Annotated in this window: 18 protein-coding genes; 12 read left to right on the forward strand and 6 right to left on the reverse strand. The window is 58.9% G+C overall.

The genetic code is table 11. The features are described from left to right. Positions 1–95: 95 nt before the first annotated feature. Positions 96–1,871, reverse strand: coding sequence for a glyoxylate carboligase (gene gcl / locus HU765_RS10625; RefSeq protein ID WP_186551060.1), 1,776 nt, complete (start codon positions 1,869–1,871; stop codon positions 96–98). 268 nt (positions 1,872–2,139) lie between these two features. Here gcl and HU765_RS10630 point away from each other — a divergent pair, with 268 nt between their 5' ends. Beyond that, entirely contained in the window at positions 2,140–2,574 is a 435-nt protein-coding gene (locus HU765_RS10630; protein WP_186620308.1) for a heme-binding protein, read from the forward strand. Positions 2,575–2,785: 211 nt separating this feature from the next. Next, positions 2,786–3,244 carry a transposase gene (locus tag HU765_RS10635; RefSeq protein ID WP_186620310.1) on the forward strand — a complete coding sequence of 153 codons (459 nt, stop codon included), beginning with the start codon at positions 2,786–2,788 and terminating at the stop codon, positions 3,242–3,244. A gap of 103 nt (positions 3,245–3,347) precedes the next feature. Here the strand turns inward: HU765_RS10635 and HU765_RS10640 are convergent, their stop codons facing one another. After that, positions 3,348–3,953 (reverse strand): TetR/AcrR family transcriptional regulator, encoded by a 606-nt coding sequence (locus tag HU765_RS10640; RefSeq protein WP_186551057.1) that lies wholly within the window; start codon positions 3,951–3,953, stop codon positions 3,348–3,350. 135 nt (positions 3,954–4,088) lie between these two features. Between HU765_RS10640 and HU765_RS10645 the strand changes: the two genes are divergently transcribed. Then, positions 4,089–5,003: a DUF808 domain-containing protein gene (locus HU765_RS10645; protein WP_186620312.1), complete on the forward strand. Its 915-nt coding sequence runs from the start codon at positions 4,089–4,091 to the stop codon at positions 5,001–5,003. A gap of 171 nt (positions 5,004–5,174) precedes the next feature. On the opposite strand, the gene HU765_RS10650 is transcribed toward HU765_RS10645, so the two are convergent. Further along, the gene (locus tag HU765_RS10650; protein ID WP_186551055.1) at positions 5,175–5,963 is read right to left on the reverse strand and encodes a VacJ family lipoprotein; all 789 of its coding nucleotides are present in this window, start codon (positions 5,961–5,963) and stop codon (positions 5,175–5,177) included. After that, on the reverse strand, positions 5,956–7,254 hold the full coding sequence (locus HU765_RS10655; RefSeq protein ID WP_186551054.1) for a serine/threonine protein kinase: 1,299 nt from the start codon (positions 7,252–7,254) through the stop codon (positions 5,956–5,958). The genes HU765_RS10650 and HU765_RS10655 overlap by 8 nt, the downstream gene beginning before the upstream one ends. A gap of 224 nt (positions 7,255–7,478) precedes the next feature. On the opposite strand from HU765_RS10655, the gene HU765_RS10660 reads away from it, so the two are divergent. Then, complete coding sequence (locus tag HU765_RS10660) at positions 7,479–7,847, forward strand: hypothetical protein (protein WP_186620314.1); 369 nt, start codon at positions 7,479–7,481, stop codon at positions 7,845–7,847. Positions 7,848–7,947: 100 nt separating this feature from the next. On the opposite strand, the gene HU765_RS10665 is transcribed toward HU765_RS10660, so the two are convergent. After that, positions 7,948–9,543, reverse strand: coding sequence for a glycosyl hydrolase family 17 protein (locus HU765_RS10665; protein ID WP_186620315.1), 1,596 nt, complete (start codon positions 9,541–9,543; stop codon positions 7,948–7,950). Positions 9,544–9,841: 298 nt separating this feature from the next. On the opposite strand from HU765_RS10665, the gene HU765_RS10670 reads away from it, so the two are divergent. The 3 genes from HU765_RS10670 (at position 9,842) to HU765_RS10680 (ending at position 12,949) form a co-directional block, all read left to right on the forward strand. Further along, positions 9,842–10,693 carry a glycine betaine ABC transporter substrate-binding protein gene (locus tag HU765_RS10670; RefSeq protein WP_186620317.1) on the forward strand — a complete coding sequence of 284 codons (852 nt, stop codon included), beginning with the start codon at positions 9,842–9,844 and terminating at the stop codon, positions 10,691–10,693. Between the two features lie 289 nt (positions 10,694–10,982). Further along, positions 10,983–11,294 (forward strand): DUF485 domain-containing protein, encoded by a 312-nt coding sequence (locus tag HU765_RS10675; RefSeq protein WP_186551050.1) that lies wholly within the window; start codon positions 10,983–10,985, stop codon positions 11,292–11,294. Next, positions 11,291–12,949 carry a cation acetate symporter gene (locus HU765_RS10680; RefSeq protein WP_186620319.1) on the forward strand — a complete coding sequence of 553 codons (1,659 nt, stop codon included), beginning with the start codon at positions 11,291–11,293 and terminating at the stop codon, positions 12,947–12,949. The genes HU765_RS10675 and HU765_RS10680 overlap by 4 nt, the downstream gene beginning before the upstream one ends. A gap of 1,033 nt (positions 12,950–13,982) precedes the next feature. Here HU765_RS10680 and gltA read toward each other — a convergent pair. Then, positions 13,983–15,272: a citrate synthase gene (gene gltA, locus HU765_RS10685; protein WP_101158686.1), complete on the reverse strand. Its 1,290-nt coding sequence runs from the start codon at positions 15,270–15,272 to the stop codon at positions 13,983–13,985. A 363-nt stretch (positions 15,273–15,635) separates the two neighbouring features. Here gltA and sdhC point away from each other — a divergent pair, with 363 nt between their 5' ends. The 5 genes from sdhC (at position 15,636) to HU765_RS10710 (ending at position 21,947) form a co-directional block, all read left to right on the forward strand. Beyond that, positions 15,636–16,010, forward strand: coding sequence for a succinate dehydrogenase, cytochrome b556 subunit (sdhC, locus tag HU765_RS10690; protein ID WP_126361370.1), 375 nt, complete (start codon positions 15,636–15,638; stop codon positions 16,008–16,010). Continuing rightward, entirely contained in the window at positions 16,004–16,372 is a 369-nt protein-coding gene (gene sdhD / locus HU765_RS10695) for a succinate dehydrogenase, hydrophobic membrane anchor protein (RefSeq protein ID WP_007898993.1), read from the forward strand. Before sdhC ends, sdhD begins: the two co-directional genes overlap by 7 nt. 3 nt (positions 16,373–16,375) lie before the next feature. Beyond that, complete coding sequence (gene sdhA / locus HU765_RS10700) at positions 16,376–18,148, forward strand: succinate dehydrogenase flavoprotein subunit (protein ID WP_186534249.1); 1,773 nt, start codon at positions 16,376–16,378, stop codon at positions 18,146–18,148. A gap of 11 nt (positions 18,149–18,159) precedes the next feature. Further along, on the forward strand, positions 18,160–18,864 hold the full coding sequence (locus HU765_RS10705) for a succinate dehydrogenase iron-sulfur subunit (protein WP_016773675.1): 705 nt from the start codon (positions 18,160–18,162) through the stop codon (positions 18,862–18,864). 251 nt (positions 18,865–19,115) lie between these two features. Further along, positions 19,116–21,947, forward strand: a complete 2,832-nt coding sequence (locus HU765_RS10710) for a 2-oxoglutarate dehydrogenase E1 component (protein WP_041479560.1) — start codon at positions 19,116–19,118, stop codon at positions 21,945–21,947. Positions 21,948–21,980: the final 33 nt, after the last annotated feature.

Here is a 21,980-nt window from a genome sequence, read left to right on the forward strand (position 1 = left end):
TGCGTAGCAGACCCACGATCTGGGCCGCTTCGCGCCCCGGCGGGAGCAAGCTCCCTCGCCACATGGCTCGCTCCCACAGGGAGAGCAGTCAGCAATCAGTCAAGCAACGAAATCGCCGTCGGCGCGTCGTTGCCGACCAGTGCCAGGTCTTCAAACTCGTTGACCGCGTTGATCTCGGTACCCATGGAGATGTTGGTCACACGCTCCAGAATGATCTCGACGATCACCGGCACCTTGAACTCTTCGATCATCTGTTCAGCCTTGCGCAGGGCAGGGGCGATCTCCGACGGTTCGAACACCCGCAGCGCCTTGCAGCCGAGGCCTTCGGCAACCGCGACGTGGTCGACACCGTAACCGTTGAGTTCCGGCGCGTTCAGGTTATCGAAGGACAGCTGCACGCAGTAGTCCATTTCGAACCCGCGCTGTGCCTGACGGATCAGGCCCAGGTACGAGTTGTTCACCACGACGTGGATGTACGGCAGTTTGAACTGAGCGCCGACCGCCAGTTCTTCGATCATGAACTGGAAGTCATAGTCCCCCGACAGGGCCACGACTTTGCGGTTCGGATCGGCCTTGACCACGCCCAGCGCCGCCGGAATGGTCCAGCCCAACGGGCCAGCCTGGCCACAGTTGATCCAGTGACGCGGCTTGTAGACATGCAGGAACTGCGCGCCGGCAATCTGCGACAGACCAATGGTGCTGACGTAGCAGGTGTCTTTACCGAACACCTGGTTCATTTCTTCGTAAACGCGCTGCGGCTTGACCGGCACGTTGTCGAAGTGGGTTTTGCGATGCAGGCTGGCCTTGCGCTGCTGGCAATCCTGCAGCCACGCGCTGCGGTTTTTCAGCTTGCCGGCGGCTTGCCATTCACGGGCGACTTCGATGAACACCGTCAGCGCGGCGGCTGCGTCGGAAACAATGCCCAGGTCCGGGGTGAACACACGGCCGATTTGCGTGCCTTCGATGTCGACGTGAATGAACTTGCGACCTTCGGTGTAGACATCCACCGAACCGGTGTGACGGTTGGCCCAACGGTTACCGATGCCCAGCACCACGTCGGATTTGAGCATCGTCGCGTTGCCGTAACGGTGCGACGTCTGCAAACCGACCATGCCGACCATCAACGGGTGATCGTCAGGAATGGTGCCCCAGCCCATCAGGGTCGGGATGACCGGGATGCCGGTCAGCTCGGCGAACTCGACCAGCAGATCGCTGGCATCGGCGTTGATGATGCCGCCACCGGCAACCAGCAGTGGACGCTCGGCCTGATCCAGTAACGCCAGGGCTTTCTCGACCTGCACGCGGGTCGCAGTCGGTTTGGCCAGTGGCAGCGGCTGATAGGCGTCGATGTCGAATTCGATTTCGGCCATCTGCACGTCGAACGGCAGATCGATCAGCACCGGGCCTGGGCGGCCGGAGCGCATTTCATAAAAAGCTTTCTGGAACGCGTAAGGCACCTGGCCCGGTTCGAGAACGGTGGTTGCCCACTTGGTGACTGGCTTGACGATGCTGGTGATGTCGACCGCCTGGAAGTCTTCCTTGTGCATACGGGCGCGGGGTGCTTGCCCTGTAATGCAGAGGATTGGAATCGAGTCGGCCGAGGCGCTGTAGAGCCCGGTGACCATGTCGGTACCGGCCGGGCCGGATGTACCGATGCACACGCCGATGTTGCCGGCCTTGGTGCGGGTGTAGCCCTCGGCCATGTGCGAGGCGCCTTCAACGTGGCGAGCAAGGACGTGATCGATGCCACCGACCTTCTGCAAGGCGGAGTACAGCGGGTTGATCGCTGCGCCCGGGATGCCAAAAGCGGTATCAACCCCTTCACGGCGCATCACCAGAACGGCGGCTTCGATTGCTCTCATTTTGCTCATGGTTTTGTGCCTCTTTACGTTTTGTAATTGTATACAAGTGGCTTTGCGCAGAGTGTATTCACGGCGGACGGCGCAGGTCAATCCATTTTCTCAAGCGTCTGTTTCATTCGTCGGAAGCCCACTTTGCTGTGGCTTTTCGTCGCATGCGGCGCTTTTCGAGAATTATTGTATACAAAAAAATAGATCATTGTGTTCTATTTATGTCATCGGACTGCGGCACAAACGCGCAGTCCCACGACTTTCCCTATAACAAAATGAGGACGGCACCATGAGCGCTTTAACCTTGAAAGTCGCAGTCAACCTGGTCAGCGAAGCCATCAGCGCAGGGCGCGGCATCAACGCCGCGCCGCTGACCATCGCGGTACTCGACACCGGCGGCCACCTGATCGCCCTGCAACGCGAAGACGGCGCCAGCCTGCTGCGCCCCAATATCGCCATCGGCAAAGCCTGGGGCGCCATCGCCTTGGGCAAAGGCTCACGGCTACTGGCGCAGGACGCGCAACAACGCCCAGCTTTTTTTGCCGCCCTCAACAGCATGGGCGAGGGCAGCGTCGTACCAGCTCCGGGTGGGGTGTTGATTCGCAATCAGACAGGGGAAGTGCTGGGCGCGATCGGGATCAGCGGGGATCTGTCGGATGTGGATGAGCAGGTGGCGATCAGGGCGGTTGAGGCGCTGGATTTGAGGGCGGATGCGGGGGCGTGAATCTGCGTTGATTGAATAAACGCTATCGCGAGCAGGCTCACTCCTACAGGGGATTTGTGCTGGACACAAAATGTCTGAATCCCACAAATCCCGTGTAGGAGTGAGCCTGCTCGCGATAGCTATCTCCCAGACACATCCTGCCAACAGTTAGCCCGCTCCATCCGCATTCCCCGTACTAGCCTTTTATGACTTGGTCACAGGAGGCAAAGGAATGCCGGATCTACCTGCTGCACATAAATTGCGAGTCGGACGCTATGCCGAAGTCAGCCGAATCTATCTGCTGACCAGTAACACCCATCAACGAAGGCCGATCTTTACGGATTTTGCCTTGGGTAGGCTGGTCGCTGACCAGTTCCAGAATGCGCAAGAATCGGGATTGGTAAATTCACTGGCCTGGGTTGTCATGCCAGACCATTTCCATTGGCTGATTGAATTACGAAGCGGTTCATTGAGTGCGCTGATGCAAAAAACCAAGTCGCTGAGCACCAGGTCTGTGAGGCAAGCGACTGGTGAAATCAGCGTGCTCTGGCAGAGAGGTTTTCATGATCGGGCGCTGCGAAAGGACGATGATTTAGTGAAAATGGCGCGGTATGTAGTAGCCAATCCATTGCGCGCGGGGCTGGTTGACAGGATTAGCGAATATCCGCTTTGGGGGGCGATCTGGGTTTGAGCCGGGACCGCGTCGCCTCGATCGCGAGCAGGCTCACTCCTACAAGTTGGAATGCATTCCCCTGTAGGAGTGAGCCTGCTCGCGATAGCATCGCTACGGTCTTTCAGTCCGGCTCACACCCTTTCAACACCAAACGGATAATCGTCTGCGCCGCGGCCTCGTAATCCGCCTCGTCCAGCTTGTCTTTGCCGGTCACCGCAGAAATCTGCCAGTCGAAGTCGGCGTAGGTCTGGGTCGCGGCCCAGATGCTGAACATCAGGTGGTTGGGGTCGATCGGGGCGATCTGGCCGCGGTCGATCCAGCTCTGGATGCAATCGATGTTGTGCTTGGCCTGGGCGTTGAGTTGTTCGACCAGATCGGCGCTCAGGTGTGGGGCACCGTGCATGATTTCGCTGGCAAACACCTTGGAGGCGAAGGGCAGGTCGCGGGAGATGCGGATTTTCGAGCGGATGTAGCCGCTCAGCACCTCGCTCGGCACGCCGTCCGGGTTGAACGGCGTCGAGGCCTGCAAAATCGGCTCGATGATGCTTTCCAGCACCTCGCGGTAGAGGTTTTCCTTGGACTTGAAGTAGTAATAGACGTTGGGCTTGGGCAATCCCGCCTTGGCGGCGATGTCGCTGGTTTTGGTCGCCGCGAAGCCCTTGTCGGCAAACTCTTCGCTGGCGGCGCGCAGGATCAGTTCTTTGTTACGCTCGCGGATTGTGCTCATAAACCCGGTGATTCCTTGCCTGTTCTGGCGGTGGCGCATGGTAGCACCGGCCTTGAGCGACGCTCAACAATGCAGCCTGTGGCCGGCGGTCGCGTTATGCTTGGCAACATTCATACACAGAAGGAAACAGGATTCATGGCAGGAAGCAGTTTGCTGGTGCTGATCGATGACATCGCCACCGTTCTGGATGACGTTGCATTGATGACTAAAATGGCTGCGAAGAAGACCGCCGGCGTGCTCGGTGACGATCTGGCGCTCAATGCCCAGCAGGTCTCCGGCGTGCGTGCCGAGCGGGAAATTCCCGTGGTCTGGGCGGTGGCCAAGGGCTCGTTCGTCAACAAACTGATCCTGGTGCCGTCGGCGCTGGCGATCAGTGCGTTCGTGCCATGGCTGGTGACGCCACTGCTGATGGTCGGTGGTGCGTACTTGTGCTTCGAGGGTTTCGAAAAGCTCGCGCACAAATTTCTGCACAGCAAAGCGGAAGACGAAGCCGGGCATGCGCAGCTGACCGAAGCCGTCGCCGACCCGGCCACCGATCTGGTCGCTTTTGAGAAAGACAAGATCAAGGGCGCAGTTCGCACAGACTTCATCCTCTCGGCAGAAATTATTGCCATCACCCTTGGCACAGTGGCGGATGCCTCACTGACCCAGCAAGTGGTGGTGATGTCCGGCATCGCCCTCGTCATGACTGTGGGCGTTTACGGCCTGGTCGCCGGCATCGTCAAACTCGACGACCTGGGCCTGTGGCTGACCCAGAAGCCTGGGCAAATGGCGAAAAAAATCGGCAGCGGCATCCTCAGCGCGGCGCCATACATGATGAAAACCCTGTCGGTGGTCGGTACGGCGGCGATGTTTCTGGTCGGCGGCGGCATCCTCACCCACGGCGTGCCGGTGGTGCATCACTGGATTGAAGGCGTTGGCGCGGCGGCGGGCAGTGCCGGCTTCGCGGTGCCGATGCTGCTCAATGGCGTGGCGGGGATTATTGCCGGGGCGGTGGTGTTGGCGGTGGTTGCCGTCGTCGGCAAGATCTGGCGCGCAATAAAAGGCTGAACACGAACCCTTGTAGGAGTGAGCCTGCTCGCGATAGCAGTGTATCAGACACAAATTAATCGTCTGACACGCCGCTATCGCGAGCAGGCTCACTCCTACAGTTGGTGGGTGTTGCCATGAAAAAGGGCCATTCGACTTGCATCGAATGGCCCTTTTTTGTACCCGCCGAAATTACTCGGCAATCTGCAATTTACGCGCCTCGGTGTACACGTAACGCACTTTCTCGTACTCGAACGGCGAGTTCATCTGGCCATAGCGGAAGCTGGTCTGATAGCGCTTGTCGATCGCACGCAATGCCCAGACTTCAGGATGGTTGGAGCTGACTTCCGCCACATTGAGGAAGTTGATCGCAGAGTCGGCGGTGTAATCCACGGCAAGGCCTGCAGTGTCGCGGATGTTCGAGGGGCCGAAGATCGGCAGCACGAAGTAGGCGCCGCCCGGCACGCCATAGAAGCCCAGGGTCTGGCCGAAGTCTTCGCTCTGGCGCGGCAGGCCCATGGCGGTCGCCGGGTCCCACAGGCCAGCGATGCCGATGGTGGTGTTGAGCAGCAGACGCGCAGTGGTTTCCATCGAGCGCTGGCCCTTGAACTGCAACAGGCTGTTGACCAGGTTCGGCACGTCGCCAATGTTGTTGAAGAAGTTGCTCACCCCGGTGCGCACGAAGCTCGGCGTGATGTAGCGATACCCGTCAACCACCGGCAGGAACACCCACTGGTCGAAGCGGTAGTTAAAGTGATAGACCCGACGGTTCCACGACTCCAGCGGGTCGTAGACGTTCAGCGCGTTGAGCGTCGAGCGCTCGAACTCGCGCTGGTCCAGGCCCGGGTTGAACTTGAGTTTGGTCAGCGGCTCCTTGAAACCGTCGCTGTCGACCACCACCGGTGCATTGGCTTTGCTGTTGTCGGCCTGGGCCACGCCTGCACAGAGGAACGCTGCAATCAGCAGGAGATATTTAGCCACGGAAGAACTCCAGCATGGCGTCGCTGTTGACGCGGTAGTTAAGGTTGCCGCAGTGGCCGCCCAGTGGATATACGGTCAGACGGTCACCGAAGGTCTTGCGCAGGAAACCGAGGTCGCCCGGGCCGAGGATGACGTCGTCGGCGTTGTGCATCACGGCGATTTTCGGGCTGTCGTGCAGGTAATCCTTGAGCGCATACAGGCTGACCTGATCGATCAGTTGCAGCAGGCTGCCGCCATCGGTGCGCGCACGCCACATCGGAATCACCTGTTCGGTCAGGTAGCAGTCGAAATCGCACTGCAATGCACGCTTGAGGAAAGGCGTGAGGCTGGTGCTTTCGGTAATCGGGTACTTTGGCGGGGTGATCAGCCCGCGACGGTTGACCAGGTCCGAGGTGTAGGCAATGTCGGCTGCCGAGAAGCGGAACGACGTACCGATCAGCATGGCCATCTGTTCATTGGTCAGGTGCTGCTTGGACTGCTGGAAGTCGTAGAGCAAGGCATCGTTGAGGTCGATGTAGCCCTTCTGCTGGAAGTAGCGGGTCAACTTGCCCAGTACCAGTTCATAGAACGTGGTACTGCTGTTGATGCCTTTAACCTCGGTTTGCACCAGTTTGTCGAGGTTGGTCACCGAGGTGTAAAGGTTGACTGGCGGGTTGAGCAGCAGGACTTTCTTGAAGTTGAAGCTGCGGCGCGTCTCGTCCAGGTGCGCGACGAACGCGGCATCCAGCGCGCCGAGGCTGTAGCCGGTCAGGTAATACTCGGTGACCGGCAGTTTCGGGTTCTGCGCCCGCACCGCTTGCATCACCCGGTACATGTCCTCGGCGTCTTCCTTGGTGACGCCCGGGGTGGCGAAACGCGAGGCGGCGCTGATGAAGTCGAAGCTGGTGGGCGACGACAGCTGCACGACGTGGTAGCCGGCCTTGTAATAGAGTTTTTTCAGGTATTCGTTGAGGGTGCTGTCATAGCGCGCGCCGGTACCGGCAATCAGGAAGATCAGCGGTGCCGGCTTGTCCTGGGTGGCGATGCGATAAGTGAGCTTTTTTACCGCCCAGAAATTGTCCGGCAACTGGAACTCGCGCTCCGGGCGCAGCGTAAGGCTGCGATCGGACTGGTTGATGTCGTCGTCCAGCGGCAATTCCGGACGCAGGTCCGGCGGGGTCGTGGCGATGGTCGCCTCGAACGGGTTGGTCAGCGGGTAGCCATAACTGGCGGCGTCGATATCCACCGCCAGTGCGGACGCACTCGAAATAAGGCCGCTGAACAGCGCGGCGAAGCGCAAGGAACGGAGCATGACTAGATCCCTTAGAGGAAGGTGCCGGATGAAGTTCGCAGGCTATGACCACCGGGTTTGCACCAAAGTGCCATGCCTCGGCACCAAACAGGCGGAATTCGGAGTAATAGTAGCTGGACGATACACTTTGCACGGCCTGGATGAACAGTTAAGTGTTGTTAGCGCTTGCGTATGGACCACGGCAGATTAAGCTGGCCGCCGATTTCCGTAGATTGGAGTGCTTCATGTCCCGCCGTTTGCCCGTGATTGTGCTGCTCGTTCTGTTGCCGTTGTGGCTGGCCGCCAGCTATGGCGCGCGATATGGCTTTATGGAAGACGGACAGTGGGTGGGCATCTGCGTGGATGAGGCCAGCCGTTGGGAATGCGTGGTGCGTTCGAACCTGGGGCTGATGATCCATTTCAAGCTGCTGGGCTGGGCGGCGCTGGGGACAGCGGTGTCGGGTTTCGTTGTGCCCGGACGGGCAGGGTGGTGGCTGGCGGTGCTGGCGCTGGTGTTCGGGTTGCCGGCGCTGGCGTTGTACAACACGACGTTGGCGGTGTTTGCGGTGGTGATTGCCGGGTTGCGCTTGGTCAGATCCTCTCGCGGCGCCTGACAGTCAGTCTTCGCGAGCAGGCTCACTCCTACAAGGGGAACGCATTCCAAAATGTAGGAGTGAGCCTGCTCGCGATAGGGCCAGTGAAGCCCATGAAGCTTTAAGTTCTGCGCACCCGCAGGCAACGCCACAACGCCGCCACCATCAACCCGCTGACCAGCGCCCAACCCCACGCCTGCTGATTCAACAAGCCTTCCTGATACAACTGCGGTGCAATCCCTGCACCGATCATAAAGGTCAGCAAGGCGATCTCCCGCCGCGGCACGTTCACCGGCCGGCACAGATAAACCAGCGCCGGCAGCACGAACGCCATGCTGGCGAAACTGCGATAACGCGGGTCGAAGACCATTTCCAGCATCATCACCGCCGCCGCAAAGCCTGCCGTCGCGACCAGCCAGCCGGCGCGACGCTCAAGGAAATCGAATGCGCGTGAGCGCCAACCGCTGCGTGCACTCAACGTCAGCGCGGCGTGCGCGAGCACCAACAAATTCAACGCGGTCAGCAAGCCGACCCACAGCCATTCACTGGCAAATCGCGTGGTCAGCCGCGCCAGATCCCCCCAGGCGCCCAGCGAGCAGGCGGCGAGGGCGCCCAGCAGCGGCAGCAGCAACGCCGCGCGCGTTGTGCGGACACAACCGCCAAGGAACAGCGTGCCAAGGAATATCAAACCACCGACCGCCAGCCACTGTTGCCAGTACGGCACATTGCTCACCGGCCCGGCGAGTACGCCCTTGTCCTGCCGATCGGCATCGAACAGACCCCAATAGCCGCCGACCGCGCCTTCGCTGCCACGCTTCCAGGGCTGATCGAAGGCTTCGATCAGGTTGTAACGCCAGCCTTCTCTTTCGGCCATGGCAACAAAGCCGCGAATGAATTTCGCTTCGTTGACCCGGCTCGGCACCGCAGTCTCGCGCTGGCGGCCTTCGCTCGGCCAGCCGGTTTCGCCGATCATCACGTCTTTGGGCGCGAACTTGTGGCCGAACACCTGGCGTACGTCCGCCACGTGTTGCAGCGCGACGTCGATATTCGACGGGGCATCTTCCCAATAGGGGAGCAGGTGGATAGTCAGGAAATCCACGGCCGGCGCGACTTCCGGGTGTTTGAGCCAGAATTCCCAGACATCGGCGTAAGTCACTGGCTGCTTGACCTGGCTTTTGACTTTGTCGATCAGTCGGACCAGTTGCGCGGCGCTGACTTCCTTGCGCAGCAAGGCCTCGTTGCCAACGATCACGGCGCTGACCACATCCGCATTGGCATTGGCCGAAGCGATCAGCAAATCGACTTCTTTTTCAGTCTCCACCGGGTTGCTGTTGACCCAGGCGCCGATCATTACTTTCAGGCCATGTTTACGCGCCAGGTCCGGTATCGCCTCCAGCCCGGTCATCGAGTAGGTGCGGATGCATTCAAAGCGTGTCGCCAGCAGCGCGAGGTCAGCGTCCATGCGCTCCGGACGCAATTTGAACGGGACGTCGAACGGCGATTGGTCTTTATCGAAGGGCGTGTACGAGGCGCATTGCAGCTTGTGCGTCGGTGTCGCGGCGTCCGGCAGCACCACCGGTTGGCCGAGGCCGTACCAGAAACCGCCGATGGCGAACAGCCCGAGCAGGCAGGCGAACAGATAAGCAAAAAGGGGGAAGCGGGACGTCGCGGACATGGTCGGGCCGAGTGGCTGCAAAGCGGCGCATGTTACCTGCATTTACGGACGGGCAGGTGGCTCGCAGGCCTTGCCCATGCAAAGTTCGGGCGGATTGTCTGGCGTCAAATATTCAAGGGCGGTTAATGGCGTTCTGATGTCGTTTCTCGTTGCCTTGAGGTCGCTGACAGAGCAGGTCGCCAGCGGCGTCAGGTTGATGATCGAAGCGTCAGTACCCTTGGATAAATCGCGCCGTGGCTCGAACGGGTTTGCACTCGGCGGTGGTGAGGGCGCTGTGCACCATAACAATACGTTGACGATGTCCGGCATCCGTCGGGCGCAGCATTTCGGGGAAGTAACGATGAAGATGCGACGACTGTTAGGCGCAGGTGCCGTTCTGGCGCTTGCGATGAGTTCCACTTTCGCCAACGCTGAAAAACAGACCCTGAACATCGGTTACGTTGACGGCTGGTCCGACAGCGTCGCGACCACCCACGTGGCGGCCGAAGTGATCAAGCAGAAACTCGGTTATGACGTGAAGCTGCAAGCCGTCGCCACCGGGATCATGTGGCAGGGCGTTGCCACCGGCAAACTCGACGCCATGCTCTCGGCCTGGCTCCCGATCACCCATGGCGATTACTGGACCAAGAACAAGGATCAGGTCGTCGATTACGGCCCGAACTTCAAGGATGCGAAAATCGGCCTGATCGTGCCGGAGTACGTCAAAGCCAAGTCGATCGAAGACCTTAAAACTGACGACACCTTCAAAAACCGCATCGTCGGTATCGACGCCGGTTCAGGCGTGATGCTCAAGACTGATCAGGCGATTAAGGATTACGGCCTCGACAAGTACAGCCTCAAGGCCAGTTCCGGTGCCGGCATGATTGCCGAGCTGACCCGTGCCGAGAAGAAAAACGAATCCATCGCCGTCACCGGTTGGGTGCCGCACTGGATGTTCGCCAAGTGGAAACTGCGCTTCCTTGACGACCCGAAAGGCGTGTATGGCGCTGCTGAAACCGTGAACAGCATCGGCAGCAAAGGCCTGGAAGCCAAGGCGCCGGAAGTGGCGAAGTTCCTGAAAAACTTCCAGTGGGCCTCGAAAGACGAAATCGGCGAGGTCATGCTGGCGATTCAGGACGGTGCCAAGCCTGATGCAGCGGCCAAGGACTGGGTGGCAAAGCACCCTGATCGCGTAGCTGACTGGACTAAATAATTTCAATACCGTCACACCCCTGTAGGAGTGAGCCTGCTCGCGATGGCGTCGTATCAGTCGACATTTCTATCAACCGACGGGACGCTATCGATAGCGTCCCGTCGGTTGATAGAAATGTCGACTGATACGACGCCATCGCGAGCAGGCTCACTCCTACAGTTGTTTTGTGTGTACCGGAAAATGGCAGAAGGGTCATGGCCTTCTACTACTAAGGTCGTCTGGAACCTCTCTCGCAGCCGCATACATTAGCTACGTTCCAACAATAATCTGTGCTGCGAGGATAAAAACAATGAACGACAGCATTTACCTCTCGATTCAAAACAGTCCCCGATTCAAGGAGCTGGTGCGAAAAAGGGAAAAGTTCGCCTGGATACTCTCGGCGATCATGCTCGGGCTCTACTCTGGATTCATTCTTCTGATCGCATACGGCCCGCATGTACTGGGGGCGAAACTCAGTCCTGAATCTTCGATTACCTGGGGCATCCCGATCGGTGTCGGCCTGATTGTTTCGGCCTTCATCCTGACCGGCATTTATGTCCGCCGCGCCAATGGCGAGTTCGACGACCTGAACAATGCGATTCTCAAGGAGGCTCAGCAATGATCCGGCGTCTACTGGCTCTTTTGAGCATTGCAGCGTTTGCACCCGGCGCCTGGGCGGCTGATGCCCTGACCGGTGCGGTGGCCAAGCAGCCGCTGAACGTTGCGGCGATCCTGATGTTCGTGGCCTTCGTTGGCGCGACCTTGTACATCACCTACTGGGCTTCGAAGAAGAACAACTCGGCCGCCGATTACTATGCGGCAGGCGGCAAGATCACCGGTTTCCAGAACGGTCTGGCGATTGCCGGTGACTACATGTCGGCGGCGTCCTTCCTGGGGATTTCCGCGCTGGTGTTCACTTCTGGCTACGATGGCCTGATCTACTCGATCGGCTTCCTGGTGGGCTGGCCGATCATTCTGTTCCTGATTGCCGAGCGTCTGCGTAACCTGGGTAAATACACCTTTGCCGACGTGGCGTCCTACCGCCTCGGGCAAACCCAGATTCGCACCCTGTCCGCCTGCGGTTCGCTGGTGGTGGTGGCGTTCTACCTGATCGCGCAGATGGTCGGCGCCGGCAAGCTGATCCAGCTGCTGTTCGGCCTCGATTACCACGTTGCGGTGATTCTGGTCGGCGTGCTGATGTGCCTGTACGTGCTGTTCGGCGGCATGCTGGCGACCACTTGGGTGCAAATCATCAAGGCTGTGCTGTTGCTGTCCGGCGCCTCGTTCATGGCGCTGATGGTGATGAAGCACGTCGGCTTCGACTTCAACACGCTGTTCTCCGAAGCGATCAAGGTTCACGCCAAGGGCGAAGCGATCATGAGCCCGGGCGGTCTGGTGAAAGATCCGATTTCCGCGTTCTCGCTGGGTCTGGCGTTGATGTTCGGTACGGCGGGCCTGCCGCACATTCTGATGCGCTTCTTCACCGTGAGTGACGCCAAAGAAGCGCGTAAAAGCGTGCTGTACGCGACTGGCTTCATCGGCTACTTCTACATTCTGACCTTCATCATCGGCTTCGGCGCGATCCTGCTGGTCAGCACCAATCCGGCGTTCAAAGATGCAGCGGGCGCCTTGCTCGGCGGCAACAACATGGCGGCGGTGCACCTGGCCAACGCGGTCGGTGGCAGTATCTTCCTTGGTTTCATCTCGGCAGTGGCATTCGCGACCATTCTCGCGGTGGTTGCGGGTCTGACTCTGGCCGGCGCTTCGGCGGTGTCGCATGACCTGTATGCCAGTGTGATCAAGAAGGGCAAGGCCAACGAGAAGGACGAGATCCGCGTTTCGAAGATCACCACCATTGCCCTCGCGGTGTTGGCGATTGGTCTGGGCATTCTGTTCGAAAGCCAGAACATCGCGTTCATGGTGGGCCTGGCGTTCTCGATTGCGGCGAGCTGTAACTTCCCGGTGCTGTTGCTTTCGATGTACTGGAAGAAGCTGACCACCCGTGGCGCGATGATCGGCGGCTGGTTGGGGCTGGTCAGTGCGGTGGGGTTGATGGTGCTTGGCCCGACCATTTGGGTGCAGATTCTGCACCACGAGAAGGCGATTTTCCCTTACGAATATCCAGCGCTGTTTTCCATGATCATTGCATTTGTGGGGATCTGGTTCTTCTCGATCACTGACAAGTCGGCGGCTGCGGACAATGAGCGGGCGCTGTTCTTCCCGCAGTTTGTGCGTTCGCAGACCGGGTTGGGGGCGAGTGGGGCGGTTTCGCACTAAGGGGTCAGCTACAAGCTACAAGCTGCAAGCTACAAGCTACAAGCTACAAGTTTCAAGAAAACGCCCTGGTTGAGAGATCGGGGCGTTTTTTTTGTGGGAGGTTATTGGTTGGTTTGGTGGGTATATCCGTTGCTGCGGGCGTTGCTGATTACGGTTCCGCCCTTACGGCGGGTCACTTTTTCCAGACGCCGAAAAAGTAACCAAAAAGGCTTGCTCCTGCGTTCGGCCCTCGCAGGCTCGGGTTCCTTCGCTGCGGGATCAATCCGGGCGCAGCGGCTCCGGTTTGCTTCGCTGCACCTCCTTCCGCTGTGTCTGGCTGCGCCAGACGGTCGCTGCGCTCCCACGCCCGAATCAATCCCTCCACTCAGCCTTCCGAAGTCGCCCGTGGATCAAAAGCACTCGAGCTAACGCTCATTGTTGAGTGGGGCGGCTTTGCCGCGGGCAGTTGCGCTGCTTTGCTTTTCTGTGGGAGCGAGCCTGCTCGCGAAGGCGGCCTGACAGCCGACCTGTTTCTCACTGGTGTATGCATTCCAAATGTAGGAGTGAGCCTGCTCGCGATGACGGCCTGGTGGCTGACCAATTTCTATCAAGTATCCGCGATCCAACTGTAGGAGCTGCCGAAGGCTGCGATCTTTTGATCTGGCTTCTGCTTCTGCTTCTGCTCTGGCTTTTGACCTTTAGCCCCATCGGCAGGCTTCGTTACGGGACCGACCCGGGCGTGGGAGCGCAGCGACCGTACGACGCAGTCGTACACAGCGGGAGGAGGTGCAGCGAAGCCAACCGGAGACGCTGCGCCCGGATCGGTCCCGTAACGAAGGAACCCCGAGCCCCAGCGAGCGGGCCGTACGCCGGGGCAAAGCCTTTTGGGTTACCTTTTCGGCGTTTGGAAAAGGTGACTCGCTGTAAGAGCGAAACCATAAGAAGCCGTTACCGCAGCAACGGATATACCCCCAATCCAACAAACAAAAACGGCCTCTATTATAAGAGGCCGTTCCTGACACACCCACTAAACCATCACAAAAAAGAAAAAACCTTATTTGCGATCTTCCAGCGAAGTAATGTCACGCGACTCGTAGCCAGTATAGAGCTGGCGCGGACGGCCAATCTTGTACGGGCTCGACAACATTTCCTTCCAGTGCGAAATCCAGCCCACAGTACGTGCCAGGGCGAAAATCACGGTGAACATGCTCGTCGGAATGCCGATCGCCTTGAGGATGATCCCCGAGTAGAAGTCGACGTTCGGGTACAGCGAGCGTTCGATGAAGTACGGGTCGGTCAGCGCGATCTCTTCCAGGCGCATGGCCAGTTCGAGCTGCGGATCGTTGTTGATGCCCAGTTCCTTCAGCACTTCGTCGCAAGTCTGCTTCATCACAGTCGCGCGCGGGTCGCGGTTCTTGTAGACGCGGTGACCGAAGCCCATCAACTTGAACGGATCGTTCTTGTCCTTGGCCTTGGCGATGAACTTGTCAATGTTCGACACATCGCCAATCTCATCCAGCATGGTCAACACGGCTTCGTTCGCACCGCCGTGGGCAGGGCCCCACAGTGCGGCGATACCGGCGGCGATACAGGCAAACGGGTTGGCACCCGAAGAGCCGGCCAGACGCACGGTGGAGGTCGAAGCGTTCTGCTCGTGGTCGGCGTGGAGGATGAAGATCCGGTCCATGGCCTTGGCGAGCACCGGGCTGATCGGTTTGATCTCGCACGGGGTGTTGAACATCATGTGCAGGAAGTTTTCCGCGTACGTCAGGTCGTTGCGCGGGTACATCATGGGTTGGCCCATGGAGTACTTGTAAACCATCGCTGCCAGGGTCGGCATCTTCGCAACCAGGCGGATCGCGGAAATTTCGCGATGCTGCGGGTTATTGATGTCCAGGGAGTCGTGGTAGAAGGCCGAGAGGGCGCCGACTACACCGCACATGACGGCCATCGGGTGGGCGTCGCGACGGAAACCGTTGAAGAAGGTTTTCAGCTGCTCGTGAACCATGGTGTGGTTTTTCACGGTGCTGACGAACTGGGCCTTCTGTTCTGCGGTCGGCAATTCGCCGTTGAGCAGCAGATAGCAGGTTTCCAGGTAGTCCGACTTTTCAGCCAGCTGTTCGATCGGGTAGCCGCGGTGCAACAGAATGCCGTTGTCGCCGTCGATATAGGTGATCTTCGATTCGCACGAGGCGGTCGACATGAAACCCGGGTCGAAAGTGAAGCGGCCCGTGGCCGTCAGGCCCCGAACATCGATTACATCGGGACCAACGGTGCCGGTTAAAATGGGCAGCTCGACGGGGGCTGCGCCCTCGATGATCAACTGCGCTTTTTTGTCAGCCATGTGGCCTCCTATTTATGCTTGAACCATCAGACAGACCCCCCACGCAGGGCCCGCACCACTATAGTGAGATAAATTCGAATGTCAATTTGCCTAAAGTCTTGCTCCAGAAGGCTTTAAGCCGACTTTTTCCTCGAAATTGCCTGCCATTTACGCCTTTTATGCAACTTGTGCAATCCGCTATTGGGGGTAGGTGAACGCGTTGTCATTAGTAGCCTAACTGTCTATACTCGGCCACCGACCGCCAAGGGCTTTTGGGCTTGCTTTCATTGGGGGTCGCATCCCTGGGTGGTGGTTACCTGACCAGTGCACTCCCCAACAACTTTGCCCTGATTGTTAGGGGCTCTTCAGTGTGAAAAAAAAGCCGTGAAAAGCCAACGACCTGTAAACCTAGACCTAAGGACCATCAAACTCCCCATCACCGGCGTTACGTCGTTTCTTCACCGTGTTTCCGGCATCATCCTCTTCCTTGGCATTGGCTTCATGCTTTACGCATTGGGCAAATCGCTGGGTTCCGAGGAAGGTTTTGCCGACGTGAAGGCAGGCTTGACCAGTCCTCTGGCCAAGTTCGTAGCATGGGGCCTCCTGTCCGCTCTTCTGTATCACCTGGTAGCCGGTGTGCGCCACTTGATCATGGATATGGGCATCGGTGAGACGCTGGAAGGCGGCCGCCTGGGCTCGAAAATTATCATCGCCGTTTCCGTGGTGTTGATCGTTCTGGCAGGAGTTTGGATATGGTAACCAGCGTTACGAACCTTTCGCGTTCGGGCCTCTATGACTGGATGGCGCAACGTGTGTCTGCGGTTGTTCTCGCGGCTTATTTCATCTTCCTGATCGGATACCTCGCAGCGAATCCGGGCATCGGCTACGACCAGTGGCATGCTCTGTTCGCTCACAACGGGATGCGTATCTTCAGTCTGCTGGCCCTTGTTGCCCTGGGCGCTCACGCCTGGGTCGGCATGTGGACCATCGCGACCGACTACCTGACGCCAATGGCGCTGGGCAAGTCCGCGACTGCAGTACGTTTCCTTTTCCAGGCAGTATGCGGCGTTGCGATGTTCGCTTACTTCGTCTGGGGTGTGCAGATTCTCTGGGGTATCTGATTCATGGCTAACATTCCAACGATTTCTTTCGACGCCATCATTATTGGTGGTGGCGGTGCCGGCATGCGCGCGGCGCTGCAGCTGGCGCAGGGCGGCCACAAGACTGCGGTGATCACCAAGGTTTTCCCTACCCGTTCGCACACTGTGTCCGCACAGGGTGGCATCACTTGCGCAATCGCTTCCGCCGACCCGAACGATGACTGGCGCTGGCACATGTACGATACCGTCAAGGGTTCCGACTATATCGGTGACCAGGACGCTATCGAATACATGTGTCAGGAAGGCCCGGCCGCCGTGTTCGAGCTGGACCACATGGGTCTGCCGTTCTCGCGTACCGAACAAGGCCGCATCTACCAGCGTCCGTTCGGTGGCCAGTCCAAGGACTACGGCAAGGGCGGTCAGGCTGCACGTACCTGCGCTGCGTCCGACCGTACCGGTCACGCGCTGCTGCACACCCTTTATCAGGGCAACCTGAAAGCCGGTACCACGTTCCTCAACGAGTACTACGCTGTCGATCTGGTGAAAAACCAGGAAGGCGAGTTTGTCGGTGTGATCGCGATCTGCATCGAAACCGGTGAAACATCGTACATCCGTGCCAAGGCCACCGTTCTGGCAACTGGCGGTGCAGGCCGTATCTACGCGTCCACCACCAACGCTCTGATCAACACCGGTGACGGCGTCGGCATGGCCCTGCGTGCTGGCGTACCGGTACAAGACATTGAAATGTGGCAGTTCCACCCGACCGGTATCGCCGGCGCCGGTGTACTGGTTACAGAAGGTTGCCGTGGTGAAGGTGGTTACCTGATCAACAAGCACGGCGAGCGTTTCATGGAGCGTTATGCTCCGAACGCGAAAGACCTGGCCGGTCGTGACGTGGTTGCTCGTTCGATGGTTAAAGAAATCATCGCCGGCAACGGTTGCGGTCCGAATGGCGACCACGTGATGCTCAAACTCGACCACCTGGGCGAGGAAGTGCTGCACAGCCGTCTGCCAGGCATCTGCGAATTGTCGAAGACTTTCGCTCACGTTGACCCGGTGGTTGCGCCGGTTCCGGTTGTTCCGACCTGCCACTATATGATGGGCGGCGTTGCCACCAACATTCATGGCCAGGCGATCACCCAGAACGCCGAAGGCGTGGATCAGATCATTCCAGGTCTGTTCGCCGTAGGTGAAGTGGCTTGCGTATCGGTGCACGGTGCCAACCGTCTGGGCGGCAACTCGCTGCTCGACCTGGTGGTCTTCGGTCGCGCTGCCGGCCTGCACCTGGAAAAGGCGCTGACCGACGGTATCGAATACGACGACGCCACCGAGTCCGACATCGAAGCTGCACTGTCGCGTCTGAACGCGCTGAACAACCGTACCGACGGTGAAGACGTTGCCACCCTGCGTCGCGAGCTGCAAAGCTGCATGCAGAACTACTTCGGTGTATTCCGTACCGGCGAATACATGCAGAAGGGCATCGCTCAGCTGGCCGATCTGCGCAAGCGTATCGCCAACGTGAAGATCAACGATAAGTCGCAGGCGTTCAACACTGCACGTATCGAAGCGCTGGAACTGCAAAACCTGCTGGAGGTGGCTGAAGCTACCGCCATTGCGGCCGAAGTCCGTAAAGAGTCCCGCGGCGCTCACGCCCGTGAAGATTTCGAAGACCGTGATGACGAAAACTGGCTGTGCCACACCCTGTACTTCCCGGGTGACAAGCGCGTCACCAAGCGTGCCGTGAACTTCTCGCCGAAGACTGTTCCGACTTTCGAACCTAAAGTCCGGACTTATTAAGGGTGACCGCCATGTTGCAAGTCAGTGTTTATCGCTACAACCCTGATCAGGACGCTGCGCCGTTCATGCAGGATTTCCAGGTCGATACCGGTGGTAAAGACCTGATGGTGCTGGACGTGCTGGCCCTGATCAAAGAGCAGGACGAGGGTTTCTCCTATCGTCGCTCCTGCCGTGAAGGCGTCTGCGGCTCCGACGGCATGAACATCAACGGCAAAAACGGTCTGGCATGCATCACGCCGCTGTCTGCCGTTGTAAAAGGTAACAAGCTGATCGTTCGTCCACTGCCAGGGTTGCCGGTTATCCGTGACCTGGTTGTCGATATGAGCATCTTCTACAAGCAATACGAGAAGGTGAAGCCTTACCTGCAGAACGACACGCCGGCTCCGGCCATCGAGCGTCTGCAATCGCCGGAAGAACGTGAAAAGCTCGACGGTCTGTACGAGTGCATCCTGTGCGCCTGCTGCTCGACTTCCTGCCCATCGTTCTGGTGGAACCCTGACAAGTTCCTCGGTCCTGCTGCGCTGCTGCAAGCCTACCGTTTCCTGGCTGACAGCCGTGACACCAAGACCAGCGAGCGTCTGGCTTCACTCGATGACCCGTTCAGCGTTTTCCGCTGCCGGGGCATCATGAACTGCGTCAACGTATGTCCGAAAGGCCTGAACCCGACTAAGGCCATCGGTCACATCCGTAACATGCTGCTTTCGAGCGGCGTGTGATTCAGCTGCTGTAATCGTTGCACCGTAGAGGCTGTGGCGCGGGCTTCAACCCGCGTCATGGCTATAACCAGAGCCGTAGCCATAAGCTGCAGCTCTTATTTTGAAGAAATGAGACAAGCAGGGGCATCCGGGCTGGTACCCGGACTATCAGTGTGATCCTAAGTGGCTTGTTTTAGTCGCTGCATTCGGACTTCTGCAAGTTTGCTCGGTGTCGACGCCGATGGTGTTCCCCTAACCGAGGGTGACCAAGCATGCAAGAAAGCGTGATGCAGCGCATGTGGAACAGCGCCTACCTTTCAGGTGGAAACGCTGCCTATGTGGAAGAGCTTTATGAGCTCTACCTGCACGACCCTAACGCTGTGCCAGAAGAGTGGCGCACCTACTTTCAGAAGTTGCCCGCCGACGGCAACTCTGCCACTGATGTTTCGCACTCGACAATTCGCGATCATTTCGTGCTGCTGGCAAAGAACCAGCGCCGCGCCCAACCGGTTTCCGCCGGCAGCGTGAGCAGTGAGCACGAGAAGAAGCAAGTTGAAGTGCTGCGATTGATCCAGGCCTACCGTATGCGTGGCCACCAGGCAGCCCAGCTTGACCCGCTGGGGCTGTGGCAGCGTCCTGCACCTGCAGACCTGTCGATCAATCATTACGGCTTGACCAATGCCGATCTTGATACGACCTTCCGTGCCGGCGACCTGTTCATCGGCAAAGAGGAAGCGAGCCTACGCGAAATTCACGAAGCGTTGCAGCAGACATATTGCCGCACCATCGGCGCTGAATTTACGCACATCACCGATTCCGAGCAGCGCCAGTGGTTCCAGCAGCGTCTGGAAAGCGTGCGTGGTCGCCCGACGTACTCCGCCGACATCAAGAGCCATCTGCTTGAGCGCGTGACCGCCGGTGAAGGCCTGGAAAAATACCTGGGCACCAAATACCCGGGCACCAAGCGTTTCGGTCTGGAAGGCGGCGAAAGCCTGATTCCGATGCTCGACGAACTGATCCAGCGTTCCGGCTCGTACGGCACCAAGGAAGTCGTCATCGGCATGGCCCACCGTGGTCGTCTGAACGTACTGGTCAACACCTTCGGCAAGAACCCGCGCGAGCTGTTCGACGAGTTCGAAGGCAAGAAGAAGGTCGAGCTGGGCTCCGGCGACGTGAAATATCACCAGGGCTTCTCGTCCAACGTGATGACCACCGGCGGTGAAGTTCACCTGGCCATGGCGTTCAACCCGTCCCACCTGGAAATCGTTTCCCCGGTGGTCGAAGGTTCGGTGCGCGCCCGTCAGGACCGTCGCAACGACCTGACCGGTGAGAAGGTGCTGCCGATCTCCATCCACGGTGACGCGGCGTTCGCCGGTCAAGGCGTGGTCATGGAAACCTTCCAGATGTCGCAGACCCGCGGTTTCAAGACCGGCGGTACCGTGCACATCGTGATCAACAACCAGGTCGGTTTCACCATCAGCAACCCGCTGGACTCGCGTTCCACCGAGTACGCCACCGACGTTGCCAAGATGATCCAGGCGCCGATCCTCCATGTGAATGGCGATGATCCGGAAGCCGTGTTGTTCGTGACCCAGTTGGCCATCGACTACCGCATGCAGTTCAAGCGTGACGTGGTGATCGACCTGGTCTGCTACCGTCGTCGCGGCCACAACGAGGCCGACGAGCCAAGCGGCACCCAGCCTCTGATGTATCAGCAGATCACCAAACAGCGCACCACCCGTGAGCTGTACGCTGATCGCCTGACCCAGGCCGGTGTGCTCGACGCTGAGCGTGTTCAGGCCAAGGTCGACGAATACCGCAACGCGCTGGACAACGGTCTGCACGTCGTGAAATCGCTGGTCAAAGAGCCGAACAAAGAGCTGTTCGTGGACTGGCGTCCGTATCTGGGCCACGCCTGGACCGCGCGTCACGACACGCGCTTCGATCTCAAGACCCTGCAAGAGCTGTCCGCCAAGCTGCTGGAAATTCCGGAAGGCTTCGTGGTCCAGCGTCAGGTCGCGAAGATCTACGAAGACCGTCAGAAGATGCAAGCCGGCGGCCTGCCGATCAACTGGGGTTACGCTGAAACCATGGCGTACGCGACCCTGGCGTTCGAAGGTCACCCGATCCGCATGACCGGTCAGGACATCGGCCGCGGTACGTTCTCGCACCGTCACGCTGTGCTGCACAACCAGAAAGACGCGGGCACCTACATTCCGCTGCAGAACCTGTACGACGGTCAGCCTCGTTTCGACCTGTACGACTCGTTCCTCTCGGAAGAAGCGGTCCTGGCGTTCGAATACGGTTACTCGACCACCACGCCAAACGCGCTGGTGATCTGGGAAGCCCAGTTCGGCGACTTCGCCAACGGTGCACAGGTCGTGATCGACCAGTTCATCACCAGCGGCGAGCACAAGTGGGGCCGTCTCTGCGGTCTGACCATGCTGCTGCCACACGGTTACGAAGGCCAGGGCCCTGAGCACAGCTCGGCACGTCTTGAGCGTTACCTGCAGCTGTGCGCCGAGCACAACATTCAGGTGTGCATGCCGACCACCCCGGCACAGATCTACCACTTGTTGCGTCGTCAGGTGATTCGTCCGCTGCGCAAGCCGCTGGTCGTGCTGACGCCGAAGTCGCTGCTGCGCCACAAACTGGCCATCTCGACGCTGGAAGATCTGGCCGAAGGTTCGTTCCAGACCGTGATCCCGGAAATCGACGCCCTGGACCCGAAAAAGGTCGAGCGCGTGGTTCTGTGCAGCGGCAAGGTCTACTACGACCTGCTGGAAAAACGCCGTGCCGAAGGCCGCGAAGATATCGCCATCGTGCGTATCGAGCAGCTGTATCCGTTCCCTGAGGATGACTTGAAAGAAGTCCTGGCTCCGTACACCAACGTCAAGCATGCCGTGTGGTGTCAGGAAGAGCCGATGAACCAGGGTGCCTGGTACTGCAGCCAGCATCACTTGCGTCGCAGCATCGCCAACCTCGACAAGACTCTCGTACTTGAGTACGCGGGCCGTGAGGCTTCGGCTGCGCCAGCTTGTGGTTACGCATCGATGCACGCCGAGCAGCAGGAAAAACTGCTGCAAGATGCTTTCACTGTTTAACGCCTTCGCGCTGACTGAAACCGAATTTTAAGG

Source organism: Pseudomonas sp. SWRI81 (assembly GCF_014268545.1).
Lineage (GTDB): Bacteria > Pseudomonadota > Gammaproteobacteria > Pseudomonadales > Pseudomonadaceae > Aquipseudomonas > Aquipseudomonas hamedanensis.